Origin of the sequence: Paenibacillus faecis (genome assembly GCF_008084145.1) — a bacterium.
In the GTDB taxonomy this organism is placed as follows: domain Bacteria; phylum Bacillota; class Bacilli; order Paenibacillales; family Paenibacillaceae; genus Fontibacillus; species Fontibacillus faecis.
This window is the reverse complement of the sequence record NZ_VSDO01000001.1, coordinates 277,294-298,969: the sequence shown is the minus strand read 5'-3', so window position 1 is coordinate 298,969 and position 21,676 is coordinate 277,294. Positions and strand designations below refer to the sequence as shown.

At 52.8% G+C, this 21,676-nt stretch carries 23 protein-coding genes and 1 pseudogene; 22 read left to right on the top strand and 2 right to left on the bottom strand.

Annotated features, from left to right (window positions below):
• Positions 1–63 precede the first annotated feature (63 nt).
• Together FRY98_RS28745 and FRY98_RS01370 are read right to left on the bottom strand one after the other, a co-directional pair.
• Positions 64–180 (bottom strand): annotated as a pseudogene (locus tag FRY98_RS28745) (Lrp/AsnC family transcriptional regulator); the annotation flags it as partial.
• Positions 181–193: 13 nt separating this feature from the next.
• On the bottom strand, positions 194–433 hold the full coding sequence (locus tag FRY98_RS01370; RefSeq protein WP_249043304.1) for a DUF6199 family natural product biosynthesis protein: 240 nt from the start codon (positions 431–433) through the stop codon (positions 194–196).
• Positions 434–831: 398 nt separating this feature from the next.
• Here FRY98_RS01370 and sucC point away from each other — a divergent pair, with 398 nt between their 5' ends.
• The 22 genes from sucC to FRY98_RS01260 all read left to right on the top strand — a co-directional run bounded on the left by sucC (position 832) and on the right by FRY98_RS01260 (position 21,672).
• Positions 832–1,992: an ADP-forming succinate--CoA ligase subunit beta gene (gene sucC / locus FRY98_RS01365; protein WP_148449871.1), complete on the top strand. Its 1,161-nt coding sequence runs from the start codon at positions 832–834 to the stop codon at positions 1,990–1,992.
• A 36-nt stretch (positions 1,993–2,028) separates the two neighbouring features.
• Positions 2,029–2,958: a succinate--CoA ligase subunit alpha gene (gene sucD, locus FRY98_RS01360; RefSeq protein WP_148449869.1), complete on the top strand. Its 930-nt coding sequence runs from the start codon at positions 2,029–2,031 to the stop codon at positions 2,956–2,958.
• A 105-nt stretch (positions 2,959–3,063) separates the two neighbouring features.
• Complete coding sequence (gene dprA, locus FRY98_RS01355) at positions 3,064–4,152, top strand: DNA-processing protein DprA (RefSeq protein ID WP_148449867.1); 1,089 nt, start codon at positions 3,064–3,066, stop codon at positions 4,150–4,152.
• A gap of 100 nt (positions 4,153–4,252) precedes the next feature.
• Positions 4,253–6,355 carry a type I DNA topoisomerase gene (topA, locus tag FRY98_RS01350; protein ID WP_148449865.1) on the top strand — a complete coding sequence of 701 codons (2,103 nt, stop codon included), beginning with the start codon at positions 4,253–4,255 and terminating at the stop codon, positions 6,353–6,355.
• Positions 6,356–6,412: 57 nt separating this feature from the next.
• Complete coding sequence (trmFO, locus tag FRY98_RS01345) at positions 6,413–7,732, top strand: methylenetetrahydrofolate--tRNA-(uracil(54)-C(5))-methyltransferase (FADH(2)-oxidizing) TrmFO (RefSeq protein ID WP_148449864.1); 1,320 nt, start codon at positions 6,413–6,415, stop codon at positions 7,730–7,732.
• A 79-nt stretch (positions 7,733–7,811) separates the two neighbouring features.
• Positions 7,812–8,354 carry an ATP-dependent protease subunit HslV gene (hslV, locus tag FRY98_RS01340; protein WP_148449862.1) on the top strand — a complete coding sequence of 181 codons (543 nt, stop codon included), beginning with the start codon at positions 7,812–7,814 and terminating at the stop codon, positions 8,352–8,354.
• 16 nt (positions 8,355–8,370) lie between these two features.
• Positions 8,371–9,780: an ATP-dependent protease ATPase subunit HslU gene (gene hslU, locus FRY98_RS01335; RefSeq protein ID WP_148449860.1), complete on the top strand. Its 1,410-nt coding sequence runs from the start codon at positions 8,371–8,373 to the stop codon at positions 9,778–9,780.
• Between the two features lie 384 nt (positions 9,781–10,164).
• On the top strand, positions 10,165–10,572 hold the full coding sequence (gene flgB / locus FRY98_RS01330; RefSeq protein ID WP_148449858.1) for a flagellar basal body rod protein FlgB: 408 nt from the start codon (positions 10,165–10,167) through the stop codon (positions 10,570–10,572).
• 6 nt (positions 10,573–10,578) lie between these two features.
• Entirely contained in the window at positions 10,579–11,028 is a 450-nt protein-coding gene (gene flgC / locus FRY98_RS01325) for a flagellar basal body rod protein FlgC (RefSeq protein ID WP_148449856.1), read from the top strand.
• A 30-nt stretch (positions 11,029–11,058) separates the two neighbouring features.
• Positions 11,059–11,367, top strand: coding sequence for a flagellar hook-basal body complex protein FliE (gene fliE, locus FRY98_RS01320; RefSeq protein ID WP_412067004.1), 309 nt, complete (start codon positions 11,059–11,061; stop codon positions 11,365–11,367).
• A 32-nt stretch (positions 11,368–11,399) separates the two neighbouring features.
• The gene (gene fliF, locus FRY98_RS01315) at positions 11,400–12,986 is read left to right on the top strand and encodes a flagellar basal-body MS-ring/collar protein FliF (RefSeq protein WP_148449854.1); all 1,587 of its coding nucleotides are present in this window, start codon (positions 11,400–11,402) and stop codon (positions 12,984–12,986) included.
• A gap of 11 nt (positions 12,987–12,997) precedes the next feature.
• Complete coding sequence (gene fliG, locus FRY98_RS01310; protein WP_148449852.1) at positions 12,998–14,017, top strand: flagellar motor switch protein FliG; 1,020 nt, start codon at positions 12,998–13,000, stop codon at positions 14,015–14,017.
• Complete coding sequence (locus tag FRY98_RS01305) at positions 14,010–14,861, top strand: FliH/SctL family protein (RefSeq protein ID WP_148449851.1); 852 nt, start codon at positions 14,010–14,012, stop codon at positions 14,859–14,861. The genes fliG and FRY98_RS01305 overlap by 8 nt, the downstream gene beginning before the upstream one ends.
• A complete protein-coding gene (gene fliI / locus FRY98_RS01300; RefSeq protein WP_148449849.1) occupies positions 14,848–16,167 on the top strand; it encodes a flagellar protein export ATPase FliI in 1,320 nt (439 codons plus the stop codon). The genes FRY98_RS01305 and fliI overlap by 14 nt, the downstream gene beginning before the upstream one ends.
• Positions 16,168–16,177: 10 nt before the next feature.
• Positions 16,178–16,621 carry a flagellar export protein FliJ gene (gene fliJ / locus FRY98_RS01295; protein ID WP_148449847.1) on the top strand — a complete coding sequence of 148 codons (444 nt, stop codon included), beginning with the start codon at positions 16,178–16,180 and terminating at the stop codon, positions 16,619–16,621.
• A gap of 42 nt (positions 16,622–16,663) precedes the next feature.
• Positions 16,664–17,593, top strand: a complete 930-nt coding sequence (locus tag FRY98_RS01290) for a MotE family protein (protein ID WP_148449845.1) — start codon at positions 16,664–16,666, stop codon at positions 17,591–17,593.
• A 53-nt stretch (positions 17,594–17,646) separates the two neighbouring features.
• Positions 17,647–19,053, top strand: a complete 1,407-nt coding sequence (locus tag FRY98_RS01285) for a flagellar hook-length control protein FliK (protein ID WP_148449843.1) — start codon at positions 17,647–17,649, stop codon at positions 19,051–19,053.
• Positions 19,054–19,072: 19 nt separating this feature from the next.
• The gene (locus tag FRY98_RS01280) at positions 19,073–19,624 is read left to right on the top strand and encodes a flagellar hook assembly protein FlgD (RefSeq protein WP_148449841.1); all 552 of its coding nucleotides are present in this window, start codon (positions 19,073–19,075) and stop codon (positions 19,622–19,624) included.
• The gene (locus tag FRY98_RS01275; protein ID WP_148449839.1) at positions 19,621–20,007 is read left to right on the top strand and encodes a TIGR02530 family flagellar biosynthesis protein; all 387 of its coding nucleotides are present in this window, start codon (positions 19,621–19,623) and stop codon (positions 20,005–20,007) included. The genes FRY98_RS01280 and FRY98_RS01275 overlap by 4 nt, the downstream gene beginning before the upstream one ends.
• Positions 20,008–20,102: 95 nt before the next feature.
• Positions 20,103–20,918 (top strand): flagellar basal body rod protein FlgG, encoded by an 816-nt coding sequence (flgG, locus tag FRY98_RS01270; protein ID WP_148449838.1) that lies wholly within the window; start codon positions 20,103–20,105, stop codon positions 20,916–20,918.
• A 59-nt stretch (positions 20,919–20,977) separates the two neighbouring features.
• Entirely contained in the window at positions 20,978–21,202 is a 225-nt protein-coding gene (locus tag FRY98_RS01265) for a flagellar FlbD family protein (RefSeq protein WP_148449836.1), read from the top strand.
• A complete protein-coding gene (locus FRY98_RS01260; RefSeq protein WP_148449834.1) occupies positions 21,199–21,672 on the top strand; it encodes a flagellar basal body-associated FliL family protein in 474 nt (157 codons plus the stop codon). The genes FRY98_RS01265 and FRY98_RS01260 overlap by 4 nt, the downstream gene beginning before the upstream one ends.
• Positions 21,673–21,676: the final 4 nt, after the last annotated feature.

The window sequence follows — 21,676 nt, the reverse complement described above, 5'->3', positions numbered from 1 at the left end:
TTCCATATTTTCCATATTCTTATGTTCGTATCTTAGAAGTTTCCGCGGAAAAAGTCAAGTTGCCTATCTATTAATGACAATCGACAATTTATAGCCCACCCAATGACTTAACTCCGTTAAGAACAGATCCAATATTTCATTGGATGGAAATCTGCATTCGAGCAGATAACAACTTTCCCCGCGTTGGGACGGGTTATGACGCCAAAGCCGTCCATAAGCTAAGAAGACCGCCCAGCAAAAGGAAGGTGCCAAGGATCACCGCTACAAACCCGGAAAATTTCATAGACTCCAAATAAGATTCGCTCGGTTCCGAATCGCCCTTGATTTTCCACCCTTCGTTGAACCTCCAACCGAAAGAAGGCTTGTTTCTGACGAAAAAACCATAAGCGATGATCGCGATACCGGCCAGCATGAGTACAATGGCGATAAACATAAGCTCAGCTCCTTTCACAGGGAACGGGACTAATTTCAATACTACCAATTTATCGAGGGGATTGCGAGAGCCTTTCTCTTTCATGCGGGTTTGATTTTGATATCTACGCAAAAAAGCAAGTATAGACAGCACAATTCATGATTTCGTTCCTTTTGACGAAAACAAAGAAAAAACGCGGTTTCCATCGAAATTTAGCATAGCTAAAACGCTAACATAGCGGTAAACCGGTGTGCAAACCCATTAAATTCATCTCAAAATGAGATTATTATGATATAAAAAAGTTGTGTATAAATCATGAACTTTTTAAGGAAAGCGTTTTAAAAACATGGTACAATAATTTGGGTTTTACTATTGTTTGACTACCATTAAAACCGCCTGTTGATAGGAGGATTCCAAGCATGAATATCCATGAATATCAAGGAAAAGAAGTCCTTAAGCAGTACGGGGTCGCCGTCCCCAAAGGTCAAGTGGCATTTACGGTGGAAGAAGCCGTAGAGGCGGCGAAAGCGCTGGGCAGCCCGGTGGTTGTTGTCAAGGCGCAAATCCATGCCGGCGGCCGCGGGAAGGCCGGTGGTGTCAAGGTTGCGAAGAACCTGGATGAAGTTCGCGCTTATGCCCAGGAGATTCTGGGGAAGGTGCTGGTTACCCATCAAACGGGACCGGAAGGGAAGGAAGTCAAGCGTCTGCTGATTGAGCAGGGCTGCGATATCAAGAAGGAATATTATGTCGGTGTCGTAGTGGACCGGGCGACCGGACGGGTCGTGATGATGGCTTCCGAAGAAGGCGGTACGGAAATTGAAGAAGTGGCGGCGAAGACGCCTGAAAAAATATTCAAAGAGGTAATCGATCCGGCGATAGGACTGCAGGCCTACCAGGCCCGGAGACTGGCCTTTGCCATCAACATTCCGAAGGAATTGGTGAATAAGGCTTCCCAATTTATGCTGGCGCTTTATCGCGCGTTTGTCGATAAGGACTGCTCTATCGCGGAGATCAACCCCCTTGTCGTTACAGGGGACGGGGATGTCATGGCGCTCGACGCCAAGCTGAACTTTGATTCCAACGCGCTGTTCCGGCATCCGGATATTTTGGCCCTGCGCGATTTGGAAGAAGAGGACGAGAAGGAAATCGAAGCTTCCAAGTATGATCTCAGCTACATCGCATTGGACGGGAATATCGGCTGTATGGTGAACGGCGCCGGCTTGGCGATGGCCACGATGGACATCATCAAAACCTACGGCGGAGATCCGGCCAACTTCCTGGACGTAGGCGGCGGCGCGACGGCCGAGAAAGTGACGGAAGCGTTCAAAATCATCCTCTCCGACTCCAAGGTGAAGGGGATTTTCGTTAATATTTTCGGCGGCATTATGAGATGCGACGTCATCGCCTCGGGCATCGTGGAGGCGGCGAAGCAGGTCGGGCTGGATCGTCCGCTCGTGGTTCGTTTGGAAGGCACGAATGTGGAGAAGGGGAAATCGATTTTGGCCGAATCCGGACTTGCGATCGTGTCCGCGGATTCGATGGCGGACGGCGCGCAAAAAATCGTTTCGCTCGTATCTTGATCTCATCACCATATCCATGAACGGGAGGCTCGAAGCATGAGTATTTTGGTCGATAAACATACAAAAGTCATCACCCAGGGAATTACGGGGAAAACCGCCCTTTTCCATGCCAAAGGGGCGTTGGATTACGGGACGCAAATGGTCGGGGGAACTTCGCCCGGCAAAGGCGGGACAACGGTGGACATCTCTTTGGAGAACGGCGAAACCGTCAGCCTTCCGGTGTTTAATACGGTCCGCGAAGCCAAGGAAGCAACCGGGGCTACCGCAAGTGTCATATACGTACCTCCTGCGGCTGCCGCGGATTCGATTCTGGAGGCGGTCGAGGCGGAGATGGATCTGGTCATCTGCATCACGGAAGGTATTCCGGTGCTGGACATGGTCAAAGTCAAGAGATATATGGAAGGCAAAAAAACGGTTCTGATCGGACCGAATTGTCCGGGCGTCATTACCCCGGGCGAATGCAAAATCGGCATCATGCCGGGGTACATTCACTTGCCCGGCCACGTCGGCGTCGTATCGCGCAGCGGTACGCTCACGTATGAGGCCGTGCATCAATTGACGACCCGCGGCATCGGTCAGTCCTCGGCGGTGGGAATCGGCGGCGACCCCGTCAAGGGCTCGGAATTCATCGATATTCTAAAGAGATTCAACGAGGACGAGAACACCTACGCGGTTATTATGATCGGGGAAATCGGCGGTACGGCGGAGGAAGAAGCGGCCGAATGGATCCGCGACAACATGAAGAAGCCGGTCGTCGGTTTTATCGGTGGAGTTACGGCGCCTCCGGGCAAACGTATGGGGCATGCCGGCGCGATCATTTCCGGGGGCAAAGGAACGGCCAGCGAGAAAATCGCCAAGCTGGAGGAATGCGGCATCCGCGTGGCGCCGACGCCTTCCGAAATGGGGGCGACGCTGGTTAGTGTGCTCGAAGAGCGCGGGATCTTGAATACCTGCACGACACACTAGGAAAGTTCTGCTATAATCAAAACAGAGGTAAGCAACCTTCTGTTCCCTAAGGGATGGAAGGTTGCTTTTTTTGTTTGATTATAACGGAGAAAGAGGTCGGAAAGGATGAATAAGCGTTGGGTCCTGATCGGACTCCATGAATGCCCGGGTTTGGGGTGGAAGAGAATAGCGGGGATTTTGTCGAAAGATGAGGATTGGGTGCATGCCCTGGATTTCGAACCGGGCGATTGGACGGCACGGGGGCTTGAACCCGAATTGGCCCTTCGTGTGACGGAGCGGTTCACGCCCGGCTGGATCGAAGAGCGAGCGGAAGTGATGCGACGGAAGGGCATTGAACCGGTCACGATTTTGGATGAGTCATATCCTATATTAATGAAGGAAACGGGGAAACCGCCGTGGGTGTTGTATACCATCGGCAACCGGGACCTCTTGAATCGTTTATCCGTCGCCTTGGTCGGGACGCGGGTGCCGACCGCTTACGGCCGCAAAGTGGCCGCTTGGCTCGCGGAGACTTTATGCGGCTCGGGGATCACGGTCGTCAGCGGACTGGCCCGCGGCATTGACGGCGTTTGTCACGAAGCCGCGCTGCGAGCGGACGGATCGACCATCGCGGTGCTGGGAACGGCGATCGACGTGGCTTATCCGCGAGAACATGCCGCGATGTACAGACAAATCGCGGAGCGGGGGCTGCTGGTGTCCGAGTACCCCTCGGGCACGCCGGGGCATCCCGGGCTGTTTCCGCAGCGCAACCGGATCATCGCGGGAATAACGCGGGGAACGGTCGTTGTGGAAGCCGATTCCCGCAGCGGTTCGCTGATCACCGCGGACCAGGCGCTGGAGGAGAGCCGAGACGTGTTTGCCGTACCCGGCCCCATCACGTCCCCAAAGAGCCGGGGGACATTGGGCCTTCTGAAGCAGGGGGCGAAGCTGGTGACGGAGCCCGGGGATATTTTGGAAGAATACGCATCACTCCTGCCGAGGGCCGGTGTGTGTCCCGAAGCGGCGGCGCCGGGAGCCGAGTTGACAACTGACGAGCAGGCCATATACCATATGTTGGAGCAGGGGGATGCTTCATTCGAGGAACTGCTGGCACGGTCCGGGTGGGATTTTGGACATTTACATTCAGTTCTGTTATCTTTAATCATGAAAAAAGCGGTAGTTCAACTGCCGGGTTCTGTTTATAGGATTATATAGTCCATTCTTCGGTGAGTGGTTTCTCATAATAAGGCTATATATCAAGAATTCTAAATATCGAGAAAATCAGTAGTGAGCTGTATGAGAGGAGGATGAACCTGTGGCGGATTCTCTCGTCATCGTCGAGTCGCCGGCCAAGGCGAAAACGATTGGCAAATATTTGGGAAGCAAATACATCGTGAAGGCTTCAATGGGGCATGTTCGCGATTTGCCCAAAAGTCAGATCGGGGTTGAGGTCGAGAACGATTTCAGTCCAAAGTATATTACAATCCGTGGGAAAGGTTCGGTATTAAAGGAACTAAAGGACGCTAGTAAAAAGGTGAAGAAAATTTATCTGGCGGCTGACCCGGATCGCGAAGGAGAAGCGATCGCCTGGCATTTGGCCCATGTTCTGGACGTGGACCAGACGGAAAACTGCCGCGTCGTCTTTAACGAAATTACCAAGGAAGCCGTTAAGGATGCGTTTAAAACCCCGCGCAAAATAAATATGGACCTGGTCAACGCCCAGCAAGCGCGGCGAATCTTGGACCGTTTGGTCGGCTACAAGATCAGCCCGCTTTTGTGGAAAAAAGTAAAGAAAGGCTTGTCGGCCGGCCGCGTTCAATCGGTTGCCGTCAAAATCATCCTCGACCGCGAGAATGAAATCTCGGCTTTTGTACCGGAGGAATATTGGAGCATTACGGCCAAACTCAAAACGGGCCAAACCCCGTTTGAGGCCAAGTTCCATCAATATAAGGGAGAAAAGCTGGAGCTCGGCAACGAGGAGCAGGTGAAGGAAATTCTGAAGTCGATCGAGAAAGCGGAATTCCGGGTCGCCGATGTGAAGGAAAAGGAACGGCTGCGTCACCCCGCGGCTCCTTTCACGACCAGTTCCCTGCAGCAGGAAGCGGCGCGGAAGTTAAACTTCCGTGCGGCTAAGACGATGTCCGTGGCCCAGCAGTTGTACGAGGGCGTCGATTTGGGCAAAGAGGGGACCGTGGGTCTGATCACCTATATGCGTACGGACTCGACGCGGATTTCCACCACAGCCCAGGACGAGGCGAAGGAGTATATCGTCGGCAAATTCGGCGGGGATTTCGTGCCGGAATCGCCCCGGCAGTACTCCAAAAAAGCGGCCGGAGCCCAGGATGCCCATGAAGCGATTCGCCCGACTTCCGCTATGCGGGATCCCGAATCGGTCAAGGCGTTTACCAGCCGCGACCAGTACCGGCTGTATAAACTGATCTGGGAACGCTTTATGGCCAGCCAAATGGCGTCCGCGATTCTGGATACGATGTCCGTGGACATTGCCGCAGGCGACGCGACCTTCCGGGCCGTCGGTTCCAAAATCCGCTTTCCAGGATTCATGAAGGTCTATGTGGAAGGGAACGACGACGGAGCCACCGAAGACGACAAGTTCCTGCCGCCTCTGCACAGCGGGGATAAGCTTGGCGTGGAAGAAATCGAACCCAAGCAGCATTTTACTCAGCCGCCCCCTAGGTACACGGAGGCCCGGCTTGTGAAAACGCTGGAGGAACTTGGCATCGGCCGCCCGAGTACGTATGCTCCAACGCTGGAAACCATTCAGAAACGCGGTTACGTGGCGATCGAAGAGAAGAAATTTGTGCCTACCGAACTCGGAGAGCTCGTCATCGAACAGATGGAGCAGTTTTTCCCGGAGATTTTGGACGTTGAATTTACCGCCCATATGGAGGGCGACCTTGACCACGTTGAGGAAGGTTCGGAGGATTGGGTAAGAGTCCTTGGCGAATTTTACGAGACCTTTGAGAAGCGGCTGGAAGTCGCGGAAGAAGAAATGAAGGAAATCGAAATCGAAGATGAGGTTTCCGATGAAATTTGCGAAAAATGCGGAAAGCCGCTTGTATATAAACTGGGCCGTTTCGGCAAATTTTTGGCCTGCTCCGGGTTCCCGGACTGCCGGAATACGAAGCCGATCGTCAAGGACATCGGGGTCACCTGTCCGAAATGTAAAGAAGGGCATGTCGTCGAACGCCGCAGCAAAAAAGGACGCGTGTTCTACGGCTGCGACAGATATCCGGAATGCGACTTCGTATCTTGGGATCGCCCGTCGCCGAAGCCTTGTCCGAAGTGTGATTCTCTGCTAGTGATCAAGCGCAACAAGCAGGGAGGCAAGCTGCAATGCACGGCTTGCGATTACACGGAGGCGATCGAGGAGCAGGAGGACGAAGCGGCGGCGGAATAATTCAAATGAGATGGAATTGAAATTTGCGAAACAGCCAGAGATGCGGGGGAATTCTAAGTGACAGAGAAAAATAGGGTTACCGTGATCGGGGCGGGCCTGGCCGGCAGTGAAGCCGCTTGGCAGCTTGCGAGCCGCGGCGTGCCCGTAACGTTATATGAAATGCGGCCGGTTGTCAAAACGCCGGCCCACCATACGGATAAATTTGCGGAACTCGTATGCAGCAACTCGCTTCGGGCGAACGGTCTGACCAATGCGGTCGGCGTTTTGAAAGAAGAAATGCGCATGTTGAACTCGCTTGTTCTCGGATCCGCGGACCGGAATGCCGTGCCGGCGGGAGGCGCCTTGGCCGTCGACCGGGACGGTTTCTCCGGCGAGATTACGCGCACGCTTCATGATCACCCTTTGATCGAGGTCGTGAATGAAGAAATCAGGGAGATCCCGCGGGACGGTATCGTCATCATCGCCACCGGCCCGTTGACCTCCCCGGCCTTGTCGGAGCAGATCCGGAGTTTGACCGGCGAGGACTATTTTTATTTCTATGACGCGGCCGCTCCGATTGTGGAGAAGGATTCCATCGATATGAGCAAGGTTTATCTGGCCTCCCGCTATGACAAGGGAGAGGCCGCTTATTTGAACTGCCCGATGACGGAAGAGGAGTTCGATGCTTTTTATGAGGCGTTGATTACCGCTGAGGTCACCCAACTGAAAGAGTTTGAAAAAGAAGTTTATTTTGAAGGCTGCATGCCGATCGAAATCATGATGCGCCGCGGCAAACAGACCGCCTTGTTCGGTCCGATGAAGCCGGTCGGGCTTGTGAACCCGCATACGGGCAAGCTTCCGCATGCGGTCGTGCAACTGCGTCAAGACAATGCGGCCGGCACACTCTACAACCTGGTGGGCTTCCAGACGCATTTAAAATGGGGGGAGCAAAAGCGGGTCTTCTCGATGATCCCCGGTCTTGAAAATGCGGAATTTGTCCGTTACGGGGTCATGCACCGCAACACGTTTATCAATTCGCCTAAACTGCTGCAGCCGACCTACCAGTTGAAGGAGCGTCCTACGCTCTTTTTTGCCGGGCAAATGACCGGGGTGGAGGGATATGTGGAATCCGCCGCTTCGGGTCTCATCGCGGGGATCAACGCGGCTCAGGCGTATGCCGGGCGGGAAGGGATCGTCTTCCCTGAAGATACGACGCTCGGAAGTATGGCCAGGTATATTACCACCGCGGACTTCAAGCATTTTCAGCCGATGAATGCGAATTTCGGGCTGTTCCCGAAACTGGATACCCGACACCGCAAAAAGGCGGAGAAGAACGAAGCGCTGGCTCGCCGCGCGCTCGACAGTCTGCGCGCTTTCATGGAGCGCACGGGGCTATAGGGCCGGTTTGAGGCATAGGATGATAAAGGGATTCAGGTTAGATGCAAGTGGAATTGAGTGATGAAAGGAAGCGGTAGCTATGGTTCCTAGTTTTCATGCGACCACGATTTGCGCGGTTCGGCATAACGGCAAAGGGGCGATCGCCGGAGATGGCCAGGTGACCTTCGGCGAGAGCGTCGTCATGAAGCAAACGGCCAAGAAGGTCCGCCGTTTGTACAGAGGCCAGGTTCTGGCCGGCTTTGCGGGTTCGGTGGCCGATGCCATCACCTTGTTTGAGAAGTTTGAAGGGAAGCTGGAGGAGCATCACGGGAATTTGCAGCGGGCGGCGGTGGAACTGGCGAAAGATTGGCGTCAGGACCGGGTCTTACGCAAGCTTGAGGCGCTGATGATCGTGATGGACCACTCCGGCATGCTGCTTATTTCGGGGGGCGGAGAAATCATCGAGCCGGATGACGATGTGCTCGCCATCGGTTCGGGCGGAAACTTCGCCCTATCGGCAGCCCGTGCTTTAAAACGCCATGCCGGTCAGCTGGAAGCCAAGGACATCGTGCGTGAAGCGCTTCAGGTCGCGTCGGAAATTTGCGTGTACACCAACAGCAACATTATCGTTGAAGAATTGTGATCGGGGGAACGAACTTATGCCTAACGCCAATTTAACGCCCAGACAAATTGTCGCCGAATTGGATAAGTATATCGTGGGGCAAAAGCAGGCGAAGAAATCGGTTGCGGTAGCTTTGCGAAACCGCTACCGCCGGAGTTTGCTTAGCGAAGACGTCCAGGATGAGATCGTACCGAAGAACATCCTTATGATCGGTCCCACCGGCGTGGGGAAAACGGAAATAGCCCGGCGCCTTGCCAAACTGGTGGGGGCCCCGTTTATCAAAGTGGAAGCCACGAAATTCACGGAGGTCGGTTATGTAGGCCGGGATGTGGAGTCGATGGTGCGCGATCTGGTGGAGACCGCCATTCGCACCGTCAAGCTGGAGCGGACGGAGAAGGTGAAGGATAAGGCTGAGGAGCTAGCCAATGAACGGCTGGTGCACATTCTCGTGCCGTCCCCCAACAAGTCCAAGAACAGCCGCAATCCGTTTGAGATGTTGTTCGGTAACCAGAATGCCGGGGAGACGAGCGGAGCCAGCCAGGAGAAGTCCGAGGAGGACGGCGATCTGGCGGAACGCCGCCGCCAGGTCCGCTTTAAGCTGCTTGCCGGACAGTTGGAGAACGACATCGTGGAGATCGAGGTGGAGGATAATGCTCCAACCATGATGGATATGTTTGCCGGCCAAGGGAACGACCAGATGGGGATGAATATGCAGGAGATGTTCGGAAACCTGCTGCCGCGCCGCACGAAGCGCAGAAAATTGTCCATCAAAGAAGCGAGAAAGGTCCTGACCCAGGAAGAGGCGTCGAAGCTGATCGATCATGACGACCTGGTTCAAGAGGCGGTAGAGCGTGCGGAGCAAACCGGGATTATCTTCATCGACGAGATCGATAAAGTCGCCAGCCGGGGCCAAGGTTCCGGTCCGGATGTGTCCCGGGAAGGGGTTCAGCGCGATATTTTGCCTATCGTCGAAGGATCGACGGTGATGACCAAATATGGACCGGTCAAAACGGACTATATTCTCTTTATCGCGGCCGGCGCCTTCCATATAGCGAAACCGTCGGATCTGATTCCCGAGTTGCAGGGGCGTTTTCCGATCCGGGTCGAGCTCAGCAGCTTGTCGCTGGATGATTTTGTCTCGATTTTGACGGAGCCTCAGAACGCCTTGACCAAGCAATATACGGAGCTTTTGCGGACCGAAGACATTGAAATTGAGTTTTCTTCGGAAGCGATTCGCGAGATCGCCGCCATTGCGGCCAGCGTGAACGCCAATACGGAGAACATCGGTGCGAGAAGACTCCATACGATTCTGGAGAAGCTGCTTGAGGATCTTTCGTTTGAAGCGCCTGAATTAACTTTGGAAAAAATGACGATTACTCCCGAATATGTACGAGAGAAGCTGGGGGATATCGCCAAAGATCGTGATTTAAGCCAGTATATTTTATAAGCAAAGCAGGACCTGTTCTATTTTTCACCATAAATATTTAAGGCCGTAAGACCCAGTCCTTCCATCGGGTTTACGGCCTTTTTTCGTGGCCCCCAGGATTTAACATGGAAAAAGTCGCTGTCGAAATATTGCGAAAAATTGAAATAATTTCAAAAAGTGCAAAAAATATCGTCAATTTCGTCAAAGATAGTGCTTTTTTCTTATTGTAATAAAGTCGATTCTCCCTGAAACTTAGGATATATGACATTCTCCTATTTTTTTCTACACTAGGACGTTGGAAAGACGTAAAAAACTAGGTTTTTGTCGAAAAAAAGAGGAAAAGTTTGAAAGCTGTTGAATATCTTAAACCTGTACTAATTAATGAGTTATAAGGGGGGAAATTAGATGCAGTTATTGAATGGTATCGGGTTCCAACGCTTGGAAACCGCTTTGCAGGCGGCCAATCTTAGGCAGGGGGTTCTTGTCAATAATATTGCAAACGTAGATACCCCTTACTTCAAACGATCGGGTGTATCTTTTGAAAGTCTTTTGCAGCAAGAAATGAGCGGAGCGACAAGAACCCTGGAAGGACGCAGAACTCACTCGAAACATTTTGCAATAGGTCTATCGGCCCGTTTGCCCGGACCCGAAGTTCATACCGATCAGTCAACGATGATGAACAATAACCAGAACAATGTGGATATTGATAGCGAAATGACTCAGTTGGCTGAAAATCAGCTCCGCTACAATTCTTACATAGAACAAGTCAATTACCAAATCAAAATGAAGCGAACCGCTTTGGAAGGGAGATAACGCATTTTGAAGATCAGCAACGCTTTCACCATTAGTGCTTCCGCATTAACCGCCCAACGTCTGCGAATGGATGTCATCTCGTCAAATATCGCCAATGCCGAAACGACGAGAGCGCAGGTTGTGGATGGCAAAGCCGTCCCTTACCGCCGCAAGATGGTAGTGATGTCCCCGATGAAAAGCGACTTTGGCCAGGCTTTGGGCTCCGCGCTCGGAAACAGCCAGCCGAGTCAAGGCGTAAAGGTTACGCAAATCAAGGAAGATTCGGCTCCGTTTAAACCGGTCTATAACCCCACACATCCAGATGCCGACAGCGAAGGCTATGTTTATATGCCTAATGTGGACATTTTGAAAGAGATGGTGGACGTCATTTCCGCCTCCAGGTCCTACGAAGCGAACGTCACGGCTTTGAACGCCTCTAAAGCCATGATGACGAAAGCACTTCAAATCGGTAAATAGAATCTTTCAGAAAGATAGGAGTGTTGAGTTTTGATACAGGCTATGAATTTTAACGCCTTGAAGGCTGTAGACAACATTGATCAGCCAAGCAAGCCGGTTTCCCCCACGCCCGCGGAATCGCTGAAAGAGTTCGGCGCTTATCTGACGGATGCCTTGAACGGAGTGGACGCCCAAGAAAAGAACGTACAGTCCATGAACAACAAATTTCTGCTTGGTGAAGTAAGCGCGGACCAGGTGATGATCGCCTCGGAGCAAGCGATGTTAAGTTTGCAGTTGACTACGCAAGTTAGAAATAAAGTGATAGAAGCTTATCAAGAGATTATGCGTACGCAAATTTAATAAAAAAAGCATGCTTCGGATGAGGTGACGTTGTGAACGAGAGAATTGCCCAGTATCGGGATAAATTGACCGGGTACTGGAACCATTTCAGCAAAAAACAGAAAACCTTGCTCATTTCCACTGTAGCTATCGTATTATTGGCCATCGTCCTGTTGACGATCCAGTTCTCAAAAACGGAATACGAAGTGGCCTTCACCGGGCTGGACTCTACGGATGCCGCCGGGATTATCAGCCATCTGGAATCGGGGGAAATCCCCTACAAACTCGGACCGGACGGTACCACGATCTCGGTTCCGAGCAAAGACGCCGCTCGCGTCAAAGTCGATGTGGGTTCCAAAGGAATCGTCCAAAACGGCTCCATCGGCTGGGAATCCTTCAACGAGAGTTCTTCCCTGATCGGGATGACGGACAACGAATTCGGCGTCAAATACAAGAGCGCATTGAACGGCGAGATCGAGCAGCTCTTGAAACGGATGCAGGGCGTAAACGACGCCAAAGTATTGATCAACCTGCCGGCCGAGAATGTGTTTGCCAGTCCCGAGGAGCAGGAGAAAGCTTCCGCATCCGTGGTGCTGACGTTTAAGCCGGGTTACCGACCTACGCAAGAAGCGATTGACGGATATTTTAACCTCGTTAAAACATCCGTGCCTAATCTGCCGGTCGAGAACATCTCCTTGTCTTCGAGCGACGACACCGTGCTGTTACCTGCGGGACAAGGCGGTAAAATCGGTTCGCTGACGACGGCGGTTCAGGAAAATATGGCTCTTCAGAAAAAATTCGAGAGCGACGTAAAGCAAAGCGTCAAACAGTTCTTGTCCAGATTGATGGGTCAAGACAAAGTGGAAGTGCTGGTGACTTCCAAGCTTAATTTTGACCAGGTCAGCCAAAAGGAAAATCTGGTTACACCCGTAGATACCGAAAATATGAAAGGTATCGAAATCAGTGCGCAAAAAATCCAAAAGAGCTACACCGGTCAAGGAAGTCCTGACAGCGGAGTAGCGGGGACCGGTGAAACGGACGTTTCGAATTACCCGGGCACCGAAGCGGGAAGCGGGGGCTCCTCTTCGGAAGAATCTTCGTCTACGATCAACTACGAAGTGAACCGAATTACCAAGGATATTGTAGCCAGTCCCTACGTTATTAAAGATTTAACCATTAATGTTGCGGTTGAACCACCTGCCGGCCAAGAAACTTTGGACGATACGACACAGAAGGCGATTGAGAACGTCTTGACCAATATCGTCGGTTCCTATTTGGCTGATTCCGGTACTACTTATACAGACGCAGATTTAATGAGAAAAGTTTCAGTGTACTCCCAAGCTTTTCATAATTCTGATGAAAAACGTTCCGGTTTGAGTCTCTCAAACCCGATCGTATGGGGAGTCGGGGCCGCGGCACTGCTCGCCATCGCGGGGATCGTATTCCTCCTGATTCGCAGAAGACGCAAGGCTGAAGAGGTGGAAGAAGAAATTCCTATGCCGCTTACACCGGAATTCCCTTCCATCAACTTGGAATCTGTTACAAACGAAAACCAAGTGCGCAAACAGCTTGAGACGCTGGCCAAGAAGAAGCCGGACGAATTCGTCAACTTGCTTCGCACCTGGCTGGCTGACGAATAGAGGTGAACGCATTGTCAAAATCAACAACAAGCCAAGTTTTAAGCGGAAGACAGAAAGCGGCAATTCTGCTCATTACGCTTGGTCCGGAAGTGTCCGCCCAAATCTTCAAGCATTTGCGTGAGGACGAGATTGAACAGCTGACCCTGGAGATCGCCAATGTCCGGAAAGTGGACAGTGCCGAGAAAGAGATGATTATGGCGGAGTTTCACCAAATCTGTCTCGCCCAGGAATATATTTCGCAAGGCGGCATCACTTACGCCAAAGAAATTTTGGAGAAAGCGCTCGGTCAATCGAAAGCGATCGATATCATCAATCGCCTGACGGCCACTTTGCAGGTCAGACCGTTCGATTTTGCCCGCAAAGCGGATCCGAATCAAATTTTGAACTTTATTCAGAACGAGAACGCGCAAACCATCGCCCTCGTCTTGTCATACTTGCAGTTCGAACAGGCCGCCGTCATTCTGTCTTCCCTCCCTCAGGAGAAGCAGGCCGAAGTGGCGCGGAGAATCGCGGTCATGGACAGCACGTCTCCGGAAGTCATTTCCCAAGTGGAGCGCGTCCTGGAACAGAAGCTATCCGCTACCGTGACCCAGGATTACACCAGCGCCGGCGGTATCGAAGCGATCGTTCAAATCTTGAACGGCGTCGACCGCGGGACGGAACGTACGATTCTCGACTCGCTGGAAATCCAGGACCCGGAGCTTGCGGAAGAGATCAAAAAGCGGATGTTCGTATTCGAAGACATCGTCAATATCGACAACCGTTCGATTCAGCGGATTATCCGCGACATCGAAAACGCGGACCTGCAGCTTGCGCTTAAAGTGGCGAGCGAGGAAGTTCGCGAGGCGGTTTTCCGCAATATGTCGAAGCGGATGTCCGACACGTTCAAGGAAGAAATGGAATTTATGGGGCCCGTGCGGCTTCGTGACGTGGAAGAAGCTCAAACCCGCATCGTAGCAACGATCCGCAGGTTGGAAGATGCCGGAGAGATTATAATCGCCCGCGGCGGAGGAGATGACATCATTGTCTAATTTGATCAAAGTATCCCAATACGTTCCGGTGGACATTTTGAAACAGCTGAATTTGGCCAAAACGTATGAGGCATCCGAGGAACAGCGATCAGACGATGATATGGCTACTGTGCAGGAAGAAGTGTTTTCGGCGCAGGACGCCGCGGCGGAAGAAGCCAGAAAACAGATGCTGGCCGACGCCAAGGCATTCGCGGAAAGCCAGGTGAAGGCCGCTTCCGATCAGGCCGAGCAGATGCTGGCCGAAGCCAGGCAGCAGATTGAAGCCTGGTGGACCGAACGGCGGGAGCAGGACGAACATTTGGTCGAAGCCGTGAAGTCGGAAGCTTTTAATGAAGGTTTTGAAGAAGGACGCGTGCAGGCGGAGCAAACCCTTAAGATCAAGATCGACGAAATGATGAGCGAGGCGAGCGCCGTTTTGCAGCAGGCTTATATCGAGAAAGAGCGGATCATCCAAGAAGCGGAACCGTTTTTGGTGGAACTGAGCTGCGCGATCGCCGAGAAGATCATCGACAGGCAGCTTGAGCTGAAACCGGAATATTCGGTGGAACTCATTAAGAAGAGTTTGTCGCGAAAAAGGGAGCAGGGTGTGCTGACGCTTTGCGTGTCGCCCTCCCAGTTTGCTTTTGTTCAAGCGGCGCGTGAAGAGCTTAGCCTGGTGATCGATTCGCAAGCGGAACTGCAAATTCTACCCGATGCATCGGTTCAGGACCGGGGCTGCGTGATCCGCTCCTCCTTCGGAAGTGTGGACGCCAGAATCGATACCCAGCTTTCCGAAATCAAGAAGGAACTGCTGCGGATTTCGCGGCAGACCGAGGAACGGGGAATGACGAATGACGATCATTAATCCGGCTCGTTATCTCGACCATCTCCGCCAGTTGGATCCGGTTCGGATCAACGGCAAGGTGACCCAGGTCATCGGTCTGATGGTGGAATCGGAAGGTCCGGACGCGAGCATCGGAGATGTTTGTTACATTTACCCGAGCAAGTCGTCGCAGCCGCTGCAGGCGGAGGTTGTCGGCTTCCGGGATAACAAGGTTCTGCTCATGCCGCTCGGCGAACTGACGTCGATTGGTCCGGGATGCGATGTGGTCGGCACCGGCAAGCCGTTGACCGTGCAAGTCGGTTCGGAACTGCTCGGCAAAGTGCTCGACGGTTTGGGTCAACCGCTTGACGGCTCCGTTCTTCCCTCGCGGATGAGCCACTATTCAACCCATAACAAACCGATGAACCCGCTCAACCGGCCGCGCGTGGCCGAGCCGATCAGTATCGGCGTAAGGGCGATCGACGGTTTGCTGACGATCGGGAAGGGCCAGCGGGTCGGGATCTTCGCCGGCTCCGGGGTCGGAAAAAGTACTTTGATGGGGATGATCGCGCGCAACACCTCGGCCGATGTCAACGTCATCGCGCTGATCGGCGAACGGGGGCGCGAAGTGCTCGATTTTATCGAACGTGATTTGGGCCCCGAAGGGTTGGAACGATCCGTCGTCATCGTGGCGACTTCCGACCAGCCGGCCCTGATCCGAATGAAAGGCGCGCTCATCGCCACGACGATCGCGGAATATTTTCGGGATCGCGGCTTGAACGTCATGCTGATGATGGACTCGGTCACCCGTTATGCCATGGCTCTGCGGGAAGTGGGACTTGCGATCGGCGAGCCGCCGGCCATGCGGGGGTATACCCCTTCCGTATTTGCCGCACTGCCCAAGCTGATGGAACGGGCGGGAACCGGGCCGACCGGTTCGATCACCGCGTTCTATACCGTATTGGTTGACGGGGACGACATGAACGAACCTATCGCCGACGCGGTGCGGGGGATTTTGGACGGGCATATCGTTCTGAACCGGAATATCGCCAATAAAGGACATTTTCCGGCCATCGACATTTTGGCCAGTATCAGCCGCGTCATGAAGGATATAGTGACCGATGAGCAAAACGATGCCGCCGAGAACTTGAAGAGGCTTCTGGCCGTTTACCGGGAATCCGAGGATCTCATTAATATCGGGGCGTATCAGCAGGGCTCGAATGCGGAAATCGATGAGGCGATCAGTTACATTCAACGGATCTGGGCCTTCTCGAAACAGAAGGTCAATGAAAAAGTGACGCTGCCCGAAGTGCAGGAACAACTTATTTCCGAATTTGCAAGGAGCTGACTAGGAAAGCATGAGATTCCGTTACGTATATCAGAAGGTCGTGGACTTGAAGTCCAATGAGAAGACTCAGGCTGAATGGATGCTGTCGGCGGCCGTAGGAATTCTACAGGCGGAGCAGTACTCTCTGGAACAGCTGGTGGAAGAACGGTCACGAACCCATGCGGCCATTCAAAACGAGATGGAGAACAAGGCTTCGATGATCAAGCTGCAGGAACTTCAACGGTATATGGACTATCTTGAAACCTGCATTACGCGAAAAATCGGAGATGTGCAGCGGGCGGAAGTGAATGTCGATCAGAAGAAAACCATTTTAACCACTAAAATGCTGGACGAAAAAGTGTGGTTGAAAGCCAGGGACAAAGCGAAGGAAAAGTTCCAGCAAGAAATGCTTCTTCGGGAACAAAACGAATTGGATGAAATGGCAACGGTCCGGTTCGCCATGAGAGCCCGTTAAAGGAGTCGGGGCGTACAATGGGTTTGCGAAGGAGGAGAAGAAATGGCACAGACTGAACTGGATGAGGAATTGGAGGAGTCAGGCGGAGGGTTTTCGAGGTTTCTGTTCTTTATGACCCCGATCTTGTTCACGATCGTACTGCTTGGCGTGCTGCTGACCTTGTTCAATGTAAATATCAAACGATCCTTGCTGGACATCGGCGAGAAAATCCCGATCGTCAAAGACTGGATCCCGGACGAGCAAACAGGGGATGCCAAGGAGTCGAAAAAAGACGAGAAAAAGCAGCAGGAAAGCACCGATGCAACCGTCAAACAGCTGAAAGAACAGGTGGCTAAACAGGAAGAGGAACTGAAACAAGCCAACCAGCTTGCGACCGAGCAGAGTACGAAGGCGAAGGAGCTCCAGGAACAGCTGGATACCGCGCAAGATGCGGAGGAAGAGCAGAAAAAGGCTGAAGAGGAAGCGGCTTATTTGAAAGAAGTCAAAAAGCTGGCCTCGATTTATTCCTCGATGAGTCCGAGCAAGGCGGCGGCGATTTTTGACAAGCTGACCACCGACGAAACGCTTCAGATGTTCAGTGTCATGAGCAACGAGAGCAAAGTGGCGATCCTGGAAAAGATGGATCCCGAAAAGGCGGCGAGTATTTCCATCCGATTGAAGGACGTGAAACCCGCGGAAGATCTGGCGATTGCGGCCTTGCAATCCAGGCTGAAAAAGGAAGCCGCGGAACAGACGCCCGCCAAAACCACCGGGAACGCGCTGGACGACGCGCAGCTCAGCCAGACGTTCCGCACGATGTCGGCGGACTCCGCTTCGAAGCTGATTATCCAGACCTATAAGATCAGTCCGGAAAAAGCTTTGAAAATCTTGAAGTCGATCGATGATACGACGCGCTCCAAAGTTCTTGACGCCATGACCAAAGCGGATGAGAAGCTGTCGGTGAAGATCGTTAACCAACTGGTCGGCAAGTGAGCAGCAGGGGATGACTTTTTGGACGACCTCTAGGGAAAGGAGGTGAAAAGAAAATGAGTCAACCATTAACTAATGTAGGAGCTACTACGGCTTCCGCAAAGACTTTGTGGTACGGAAACGCCGGTAAAGCGACGGGGACGGAAGGGGCGACAGCAACTTTTGGCCAAACCCTTGTGTCGATGCTTGCCGGTGAGGCGAACGCGCAAGACGGTCAGTTGACCGCGCAGTTGGCGATTATGTCCGGCTTGACGGAATCCTCGAACGGGATGGCGGCGGAAGGTGAGGGCGGAAGCTTGAAGACTCTCCTGGAAGACCTGCTCGAACAGTTGGAGCAATTGGATGAAGCGATGGCGGATGATAATCCGGAATTGCTGGCCATGCTGCAAGGCTGGCTGCAAAACGCGCTTCACTATCTCCAGAACATGCAGCAAGCCGCTGGTTCTGAGACGGCTCCAAACGATTCGGGGATTCCGGCGCTGGCCGAGCATGCCGAAACGATTCGATTCGCGGTTCAGGATACGCTGGTTCAACTGGTCGCAGCTTCTTCCAACGCTTCGGCAAACGCCGAGCTGAATTCGTCGCAGGCTAAAGCGCTTTTGGAATCGCTGCAGACGCTTCTTGCCTCGGCCGGAATCACCGGGGAAAGCAAGGCGCCGTCCGGAAAGTATGCATCGACGCTGGCTGAATTGAAAGGCATCGTGAAGGATAAAGCTTCGGTTCATGCGGATCGGAACGTGTCGGCCGCAGAGAAGAATACAGCGGAAGCCGCCAAAGTGCCGGCGATTTCCCAAGGCGAGACCGCTCCGGTCAAAGCTTCGGCATCGGCATCCGCAGTGCTGCTGACGGGTGAAGAGACAAGCGCCGCTGCCGTTGAATCTTCGGATGGCGAACATCCGCTCCAATCCGGGCATATTGTGACGGCGGGTCAATTGGCCCTTCGCGACGCGGCGGCTCCGCTGAAGGCACCGGCTCCTCCGGTACCGGTTGAGAAGTTCGGCGATGAAATGTCCCGCTTCTTGGTAAGCAAACTGGAGATTATTCAGGCCGGTGGCGTGTCTGAAGCGAAAATTTCGCTCTTTCCCGAGCATCTGGGGCAGGTAGACGTCAAAATTACGATGCAAAACGGGCAGTTGGTCGCCCAGTTTATGACGGAGCACGCCTTTGCCAAGGAGTCGCTTGAATCCCAAATGGCTCAGCTCAGATCGGCATTACAGTCCCAAGGGCTTCAAGTCAACAAATTGGAAGTTACGCAAAACACGCCGTTGTCCTCCCATATGTACCAGGATGGACGGCAACCGGGAAGCGGTACGGGACAGCAGCAAAACGGAAAGCGTCGTGAGGTGGTTTCCGAGGAAGAACTGCTGGGCGTCCACGATCTGAACGAGGAATGGAATGAATGGATCTCGAGCGTCAGAGAGAGAGAAGGAACGTTGGGAAGTTCCTTTGTAGCTAGAGCCTAGCAGAAAGGAGGCTGATTTCATGGCTGAAGTTATACCGCCGAAGGTCAACTGGCCTCATTATTCGACAGAGAATGTCCAAAGAGCCAGCAAAAAGGATACCAAGCTGGGCAAAGACGATTTTCTCAAGCTGATGATGGCTCAGATGAAGTACCAAGACCCTATGGCTCCGATGGACAACAAAGACATGGTCGCGCAGATGGCGCAGTTCACTTCGGTCGAACAGTTGACCAACATCTCCGATCAGCTAAAGGCCATGAGCGCGTCGCTTGGCAACAGCTCGGGCTTAATCGGTAAAATGGTAAGCTGGGCGGGCGAAACGAAGACCGGCAACTACGATATTGCGACCGGCAAGCCGGAAGTGATCACAACGTCAGAGCACGGTTTGGTCGATTCAATCATCGTACGCGGCGGTGTTCATTATGTGAAAGTCGGCGATAAGGAAATCGAACTTTCCAAGGTTGAGAAGGTGGAAAACGCACCTGAACCGGAACCCGAGCAACCTGCCGGAGGAGACGGCGGTTCGGGCGGCGATACGCCTCCGCCGACAGGACAAGGAGCGGGTGCGGAGTGAGCGACCCAATCCGTGTAGGGCACCTGTATACCGGCCGAATTCAGCCGGGAGCGGTCCCCTACTCCAGAAATCAGCAGGCTGAGAGTTCCACCCACGGATTAAGTTTCGAAGAGATGCTCCAGGATCGGCTGTTGCATTTCAGCAACCATGCCGTGAAAAGACTGGAGCAGCGCGGGATTGAACTTAAACCGGAGGAACTGAGCAGGATCGAGTCGGCGATTGACAGCGCGGCCGCCAAAGGCGCGAAAGAGACGCTGATCTTGATGAAGGATACGGCCCTGATCGTCAATGTGAACAACCGCACGGTTGTAACGGCGATGTCCGGGAACAGCATGAAGGACAATGTGTTTACTCAGATCGATAGCGCAGTAATTATTTCTTAGCATTTTGGCTGGCCCGGATTCGGAAGCCGATCAGGGCCGCGGATCGACTGAAGCGGTCCTAACCACTATTTTGTCCCAGGGAGGAATTTACGAAAATGTTAAGATCCATGTATTCGGGTGTGTCGGGGATGCGCGGGTTTCAAACGAAACTCGACGTCATCGGCAACAATATTGCCAACGTAAACACCATCGGTTTTAAATCGGGACGCGTCATGTTTAAAGATATCATGAGTCAGACCATCGCGGGGGTAACCGCACCTACCGACGAGACCGGCGGTATGAACGCCAGACAAATCGGCCTCGGGGTGTCCATCAGCTCGATCGACACGCTGCATACCGGCGGCAGCGCCCAGACGACGAACAATCCGCTGGATTTGCGGATCGACGGGGACGGCTTTTTTATGGTCAAGCTGACTGACGATCAGGAGGTCCCTTTTCTGACACGTGCCGGTGATTTCCACCTGGACGCGAATCGCCGTTTGGTGACTTCCGACGGTTTGTACCTCTGCGATGAAGGCGGGGGGATAATGGAGCAAATTGCTGATGATGTTACCGCATTTTCGATTTCGGCAAATGGTGTCATCATGCAGAAAATGAACACCGGAGCGACCGAGCCCGGCCAAACCGTTGGAGTGGCCAAGGTCACTAACCCGGAAGGTCTTGAGAAAATCGGGGGCAATCTCTATCGCACGACCTTGAACGCACAAAACGGCGATCTGGTGATGTCTGCTCCGAATAGCCAGGAAAACGGGACGGGCGCTCTCGTACCGGGTCAATTGGAAATGTCGAACGTCGACCTGACGGGCGAATTTACCGAAATGATCGTGGCGCAGCGTGGTCTCCAGGCAAACTCCCGGATTATCACGACTTCGGATGAAGTGCTCCAGGAAATCGTAAACCTGAAGCGTTAAGATGAAGGTTAACGGGGGAGGAAAACCTTCCTTCCCCCGGTTTAATTGGGAGGTTAAACATGATTTCTGTAACCAAGCTCAACGGTGCGCAAATGTGGCTTAACGCCATTATGATCGAAACCGTGGAAGAAACACCCGATACATACGTGACCCTGGTCACCGGCAAGCGTATTATCGTGCTGGAGAAGGCGGCCGAAATTATCGCGATGATCAATGAATATTACAGCGAGATCGGTATCCACGCAGCAACTATTAAAGTGCAACAAACGGAGGAATTGTCATGAAAAAGATGGCACCATGGCTGATTACGATATTGCTGGCCATAACCCTGATCGTAATGGCCGCCTTTCTGCTCGTCAATCAGATGACGGGACCGGCTTCGGGCGGTGAAGTGAAGGCAGCGGTTGACGAAGTAACCGTTCCTAAACACTTGACTGCGGATGAACTGGTTGAAGTGACTTCAACCATTAATGATATCAAAACGAATCTATCCGATCCGAATTATGTCGTTGTCCTCGATTTTGCGTTCCAGCTCGATAGCGCCGCTTCCAAGGAGGCCTTTGATAAAATCAAGGATTTCAAAATCACGCCGATCATTATTAAAACACTGGCGGATACCAAGCCGGAAGAATTGAACGGGGCCAGAGGCAAGGACAACTTGAGTTCGAAATTGCTGAACCTGATCAACAAGTCGCTGCCGGAAGGAAAATTGATTCAAATCGATATTACCAAATTCATTATTACGGCGATCTAGACTA

Coding starts and splice junctions, on each gene's coding strand:
- FRY98_RS01260 (WP_148449834.1), top strand. CDS start 21,199: ATGAAAAAGATGGCACCATGGCTGATTACGATATTGCTGGCCATAACC.
- fliJ (WP_148449847.1), top strand. CDS start 16,178: ATGAGATTCCGTTACGTATATCAGAAGGTCGTGGACTTGAAGTCCAAT.
- sucD (WP_148449869.1), top strand. CDS start 2,029: ATGAGTATTTTGGTCGATAAACATACAAAAGTCATCACCCAGGGAATT.
- hslV (WP_148449862.1), top strand. CDS start 7,812: ATGGTTCCTAGTTTTCATGCGACCACGATTTGCGCGGTTCGGCATAAC.
- FRY98_RS01280 (WP_148449841.1), top strand. CDS start 19,073: ATGGCTGAAGTTATACCGCCGAAGGTCAACTGGCCTCATTATTCGACA.
- fliI (WP_148449849.1), top strand. CDS start 14,848: ATGACGATCATTAATCCGGCTCGTTATCTCGACCATCTCCGCCAGTTG.
- FRY98_RS01370 (WP_249043304.1), bottom strand. CDS start 433: ATGTTTATCGCCATTGTACTCATGCTGGCCGGTATCGCGATCATCGCT.
- hslU (WP_148449860.1), top strand. CDS start 8,371: ATGCCTAACGCCAATTTAACGCCCAGACAAATTGTCGCCGAATTGGAT.
- sucC (WP_148449871.1), top strand. CDS start 832: ATGAATATCCATGAATATCAAGGAAAAGAAGTCCTTAAGCAGTACGGG.
- dprA (WP_148449867.1), top strand. CDS start 3,064: ATGAATAAGCGTTGGGTCCTGATCGGACTCCATGAATGCCCGGGTTTG.
- flgG (WP_148449838.1), top strand. CDS start 20,103: ATGTTAAGATCCATGTATTCGGGTGTGTCGGGGATGCGCGGGTTTCAA.
- FRY98_RS01265 (WP_148449836.1), top strand. CDS start 20,978: ATGATTTCTGTAACCAAGCTCAACGGTGCGCAAATGTGGCTTAACGCC.
- flgB (WP_148449858.1), top strand. CDS start 10,165: ATGCAGTTATTGAATGGTATCGGGTTCCAACGCTTGGAAACCGCTTTG.
- FRY98_RS01290 (WP_148449845.1), top strand. CDS start 16,664: ATGGCACAGACTGAACTGGATGAGGAATTGGAGGAGTCAGGCGGAGGG.
- FRY98_RS01285 (WP_148449843.1), top strand. CDS start 17,647: ATGAGTCAACCATTAACTAATGTAGGAGCTACTACGGCTTCCGCAAAG.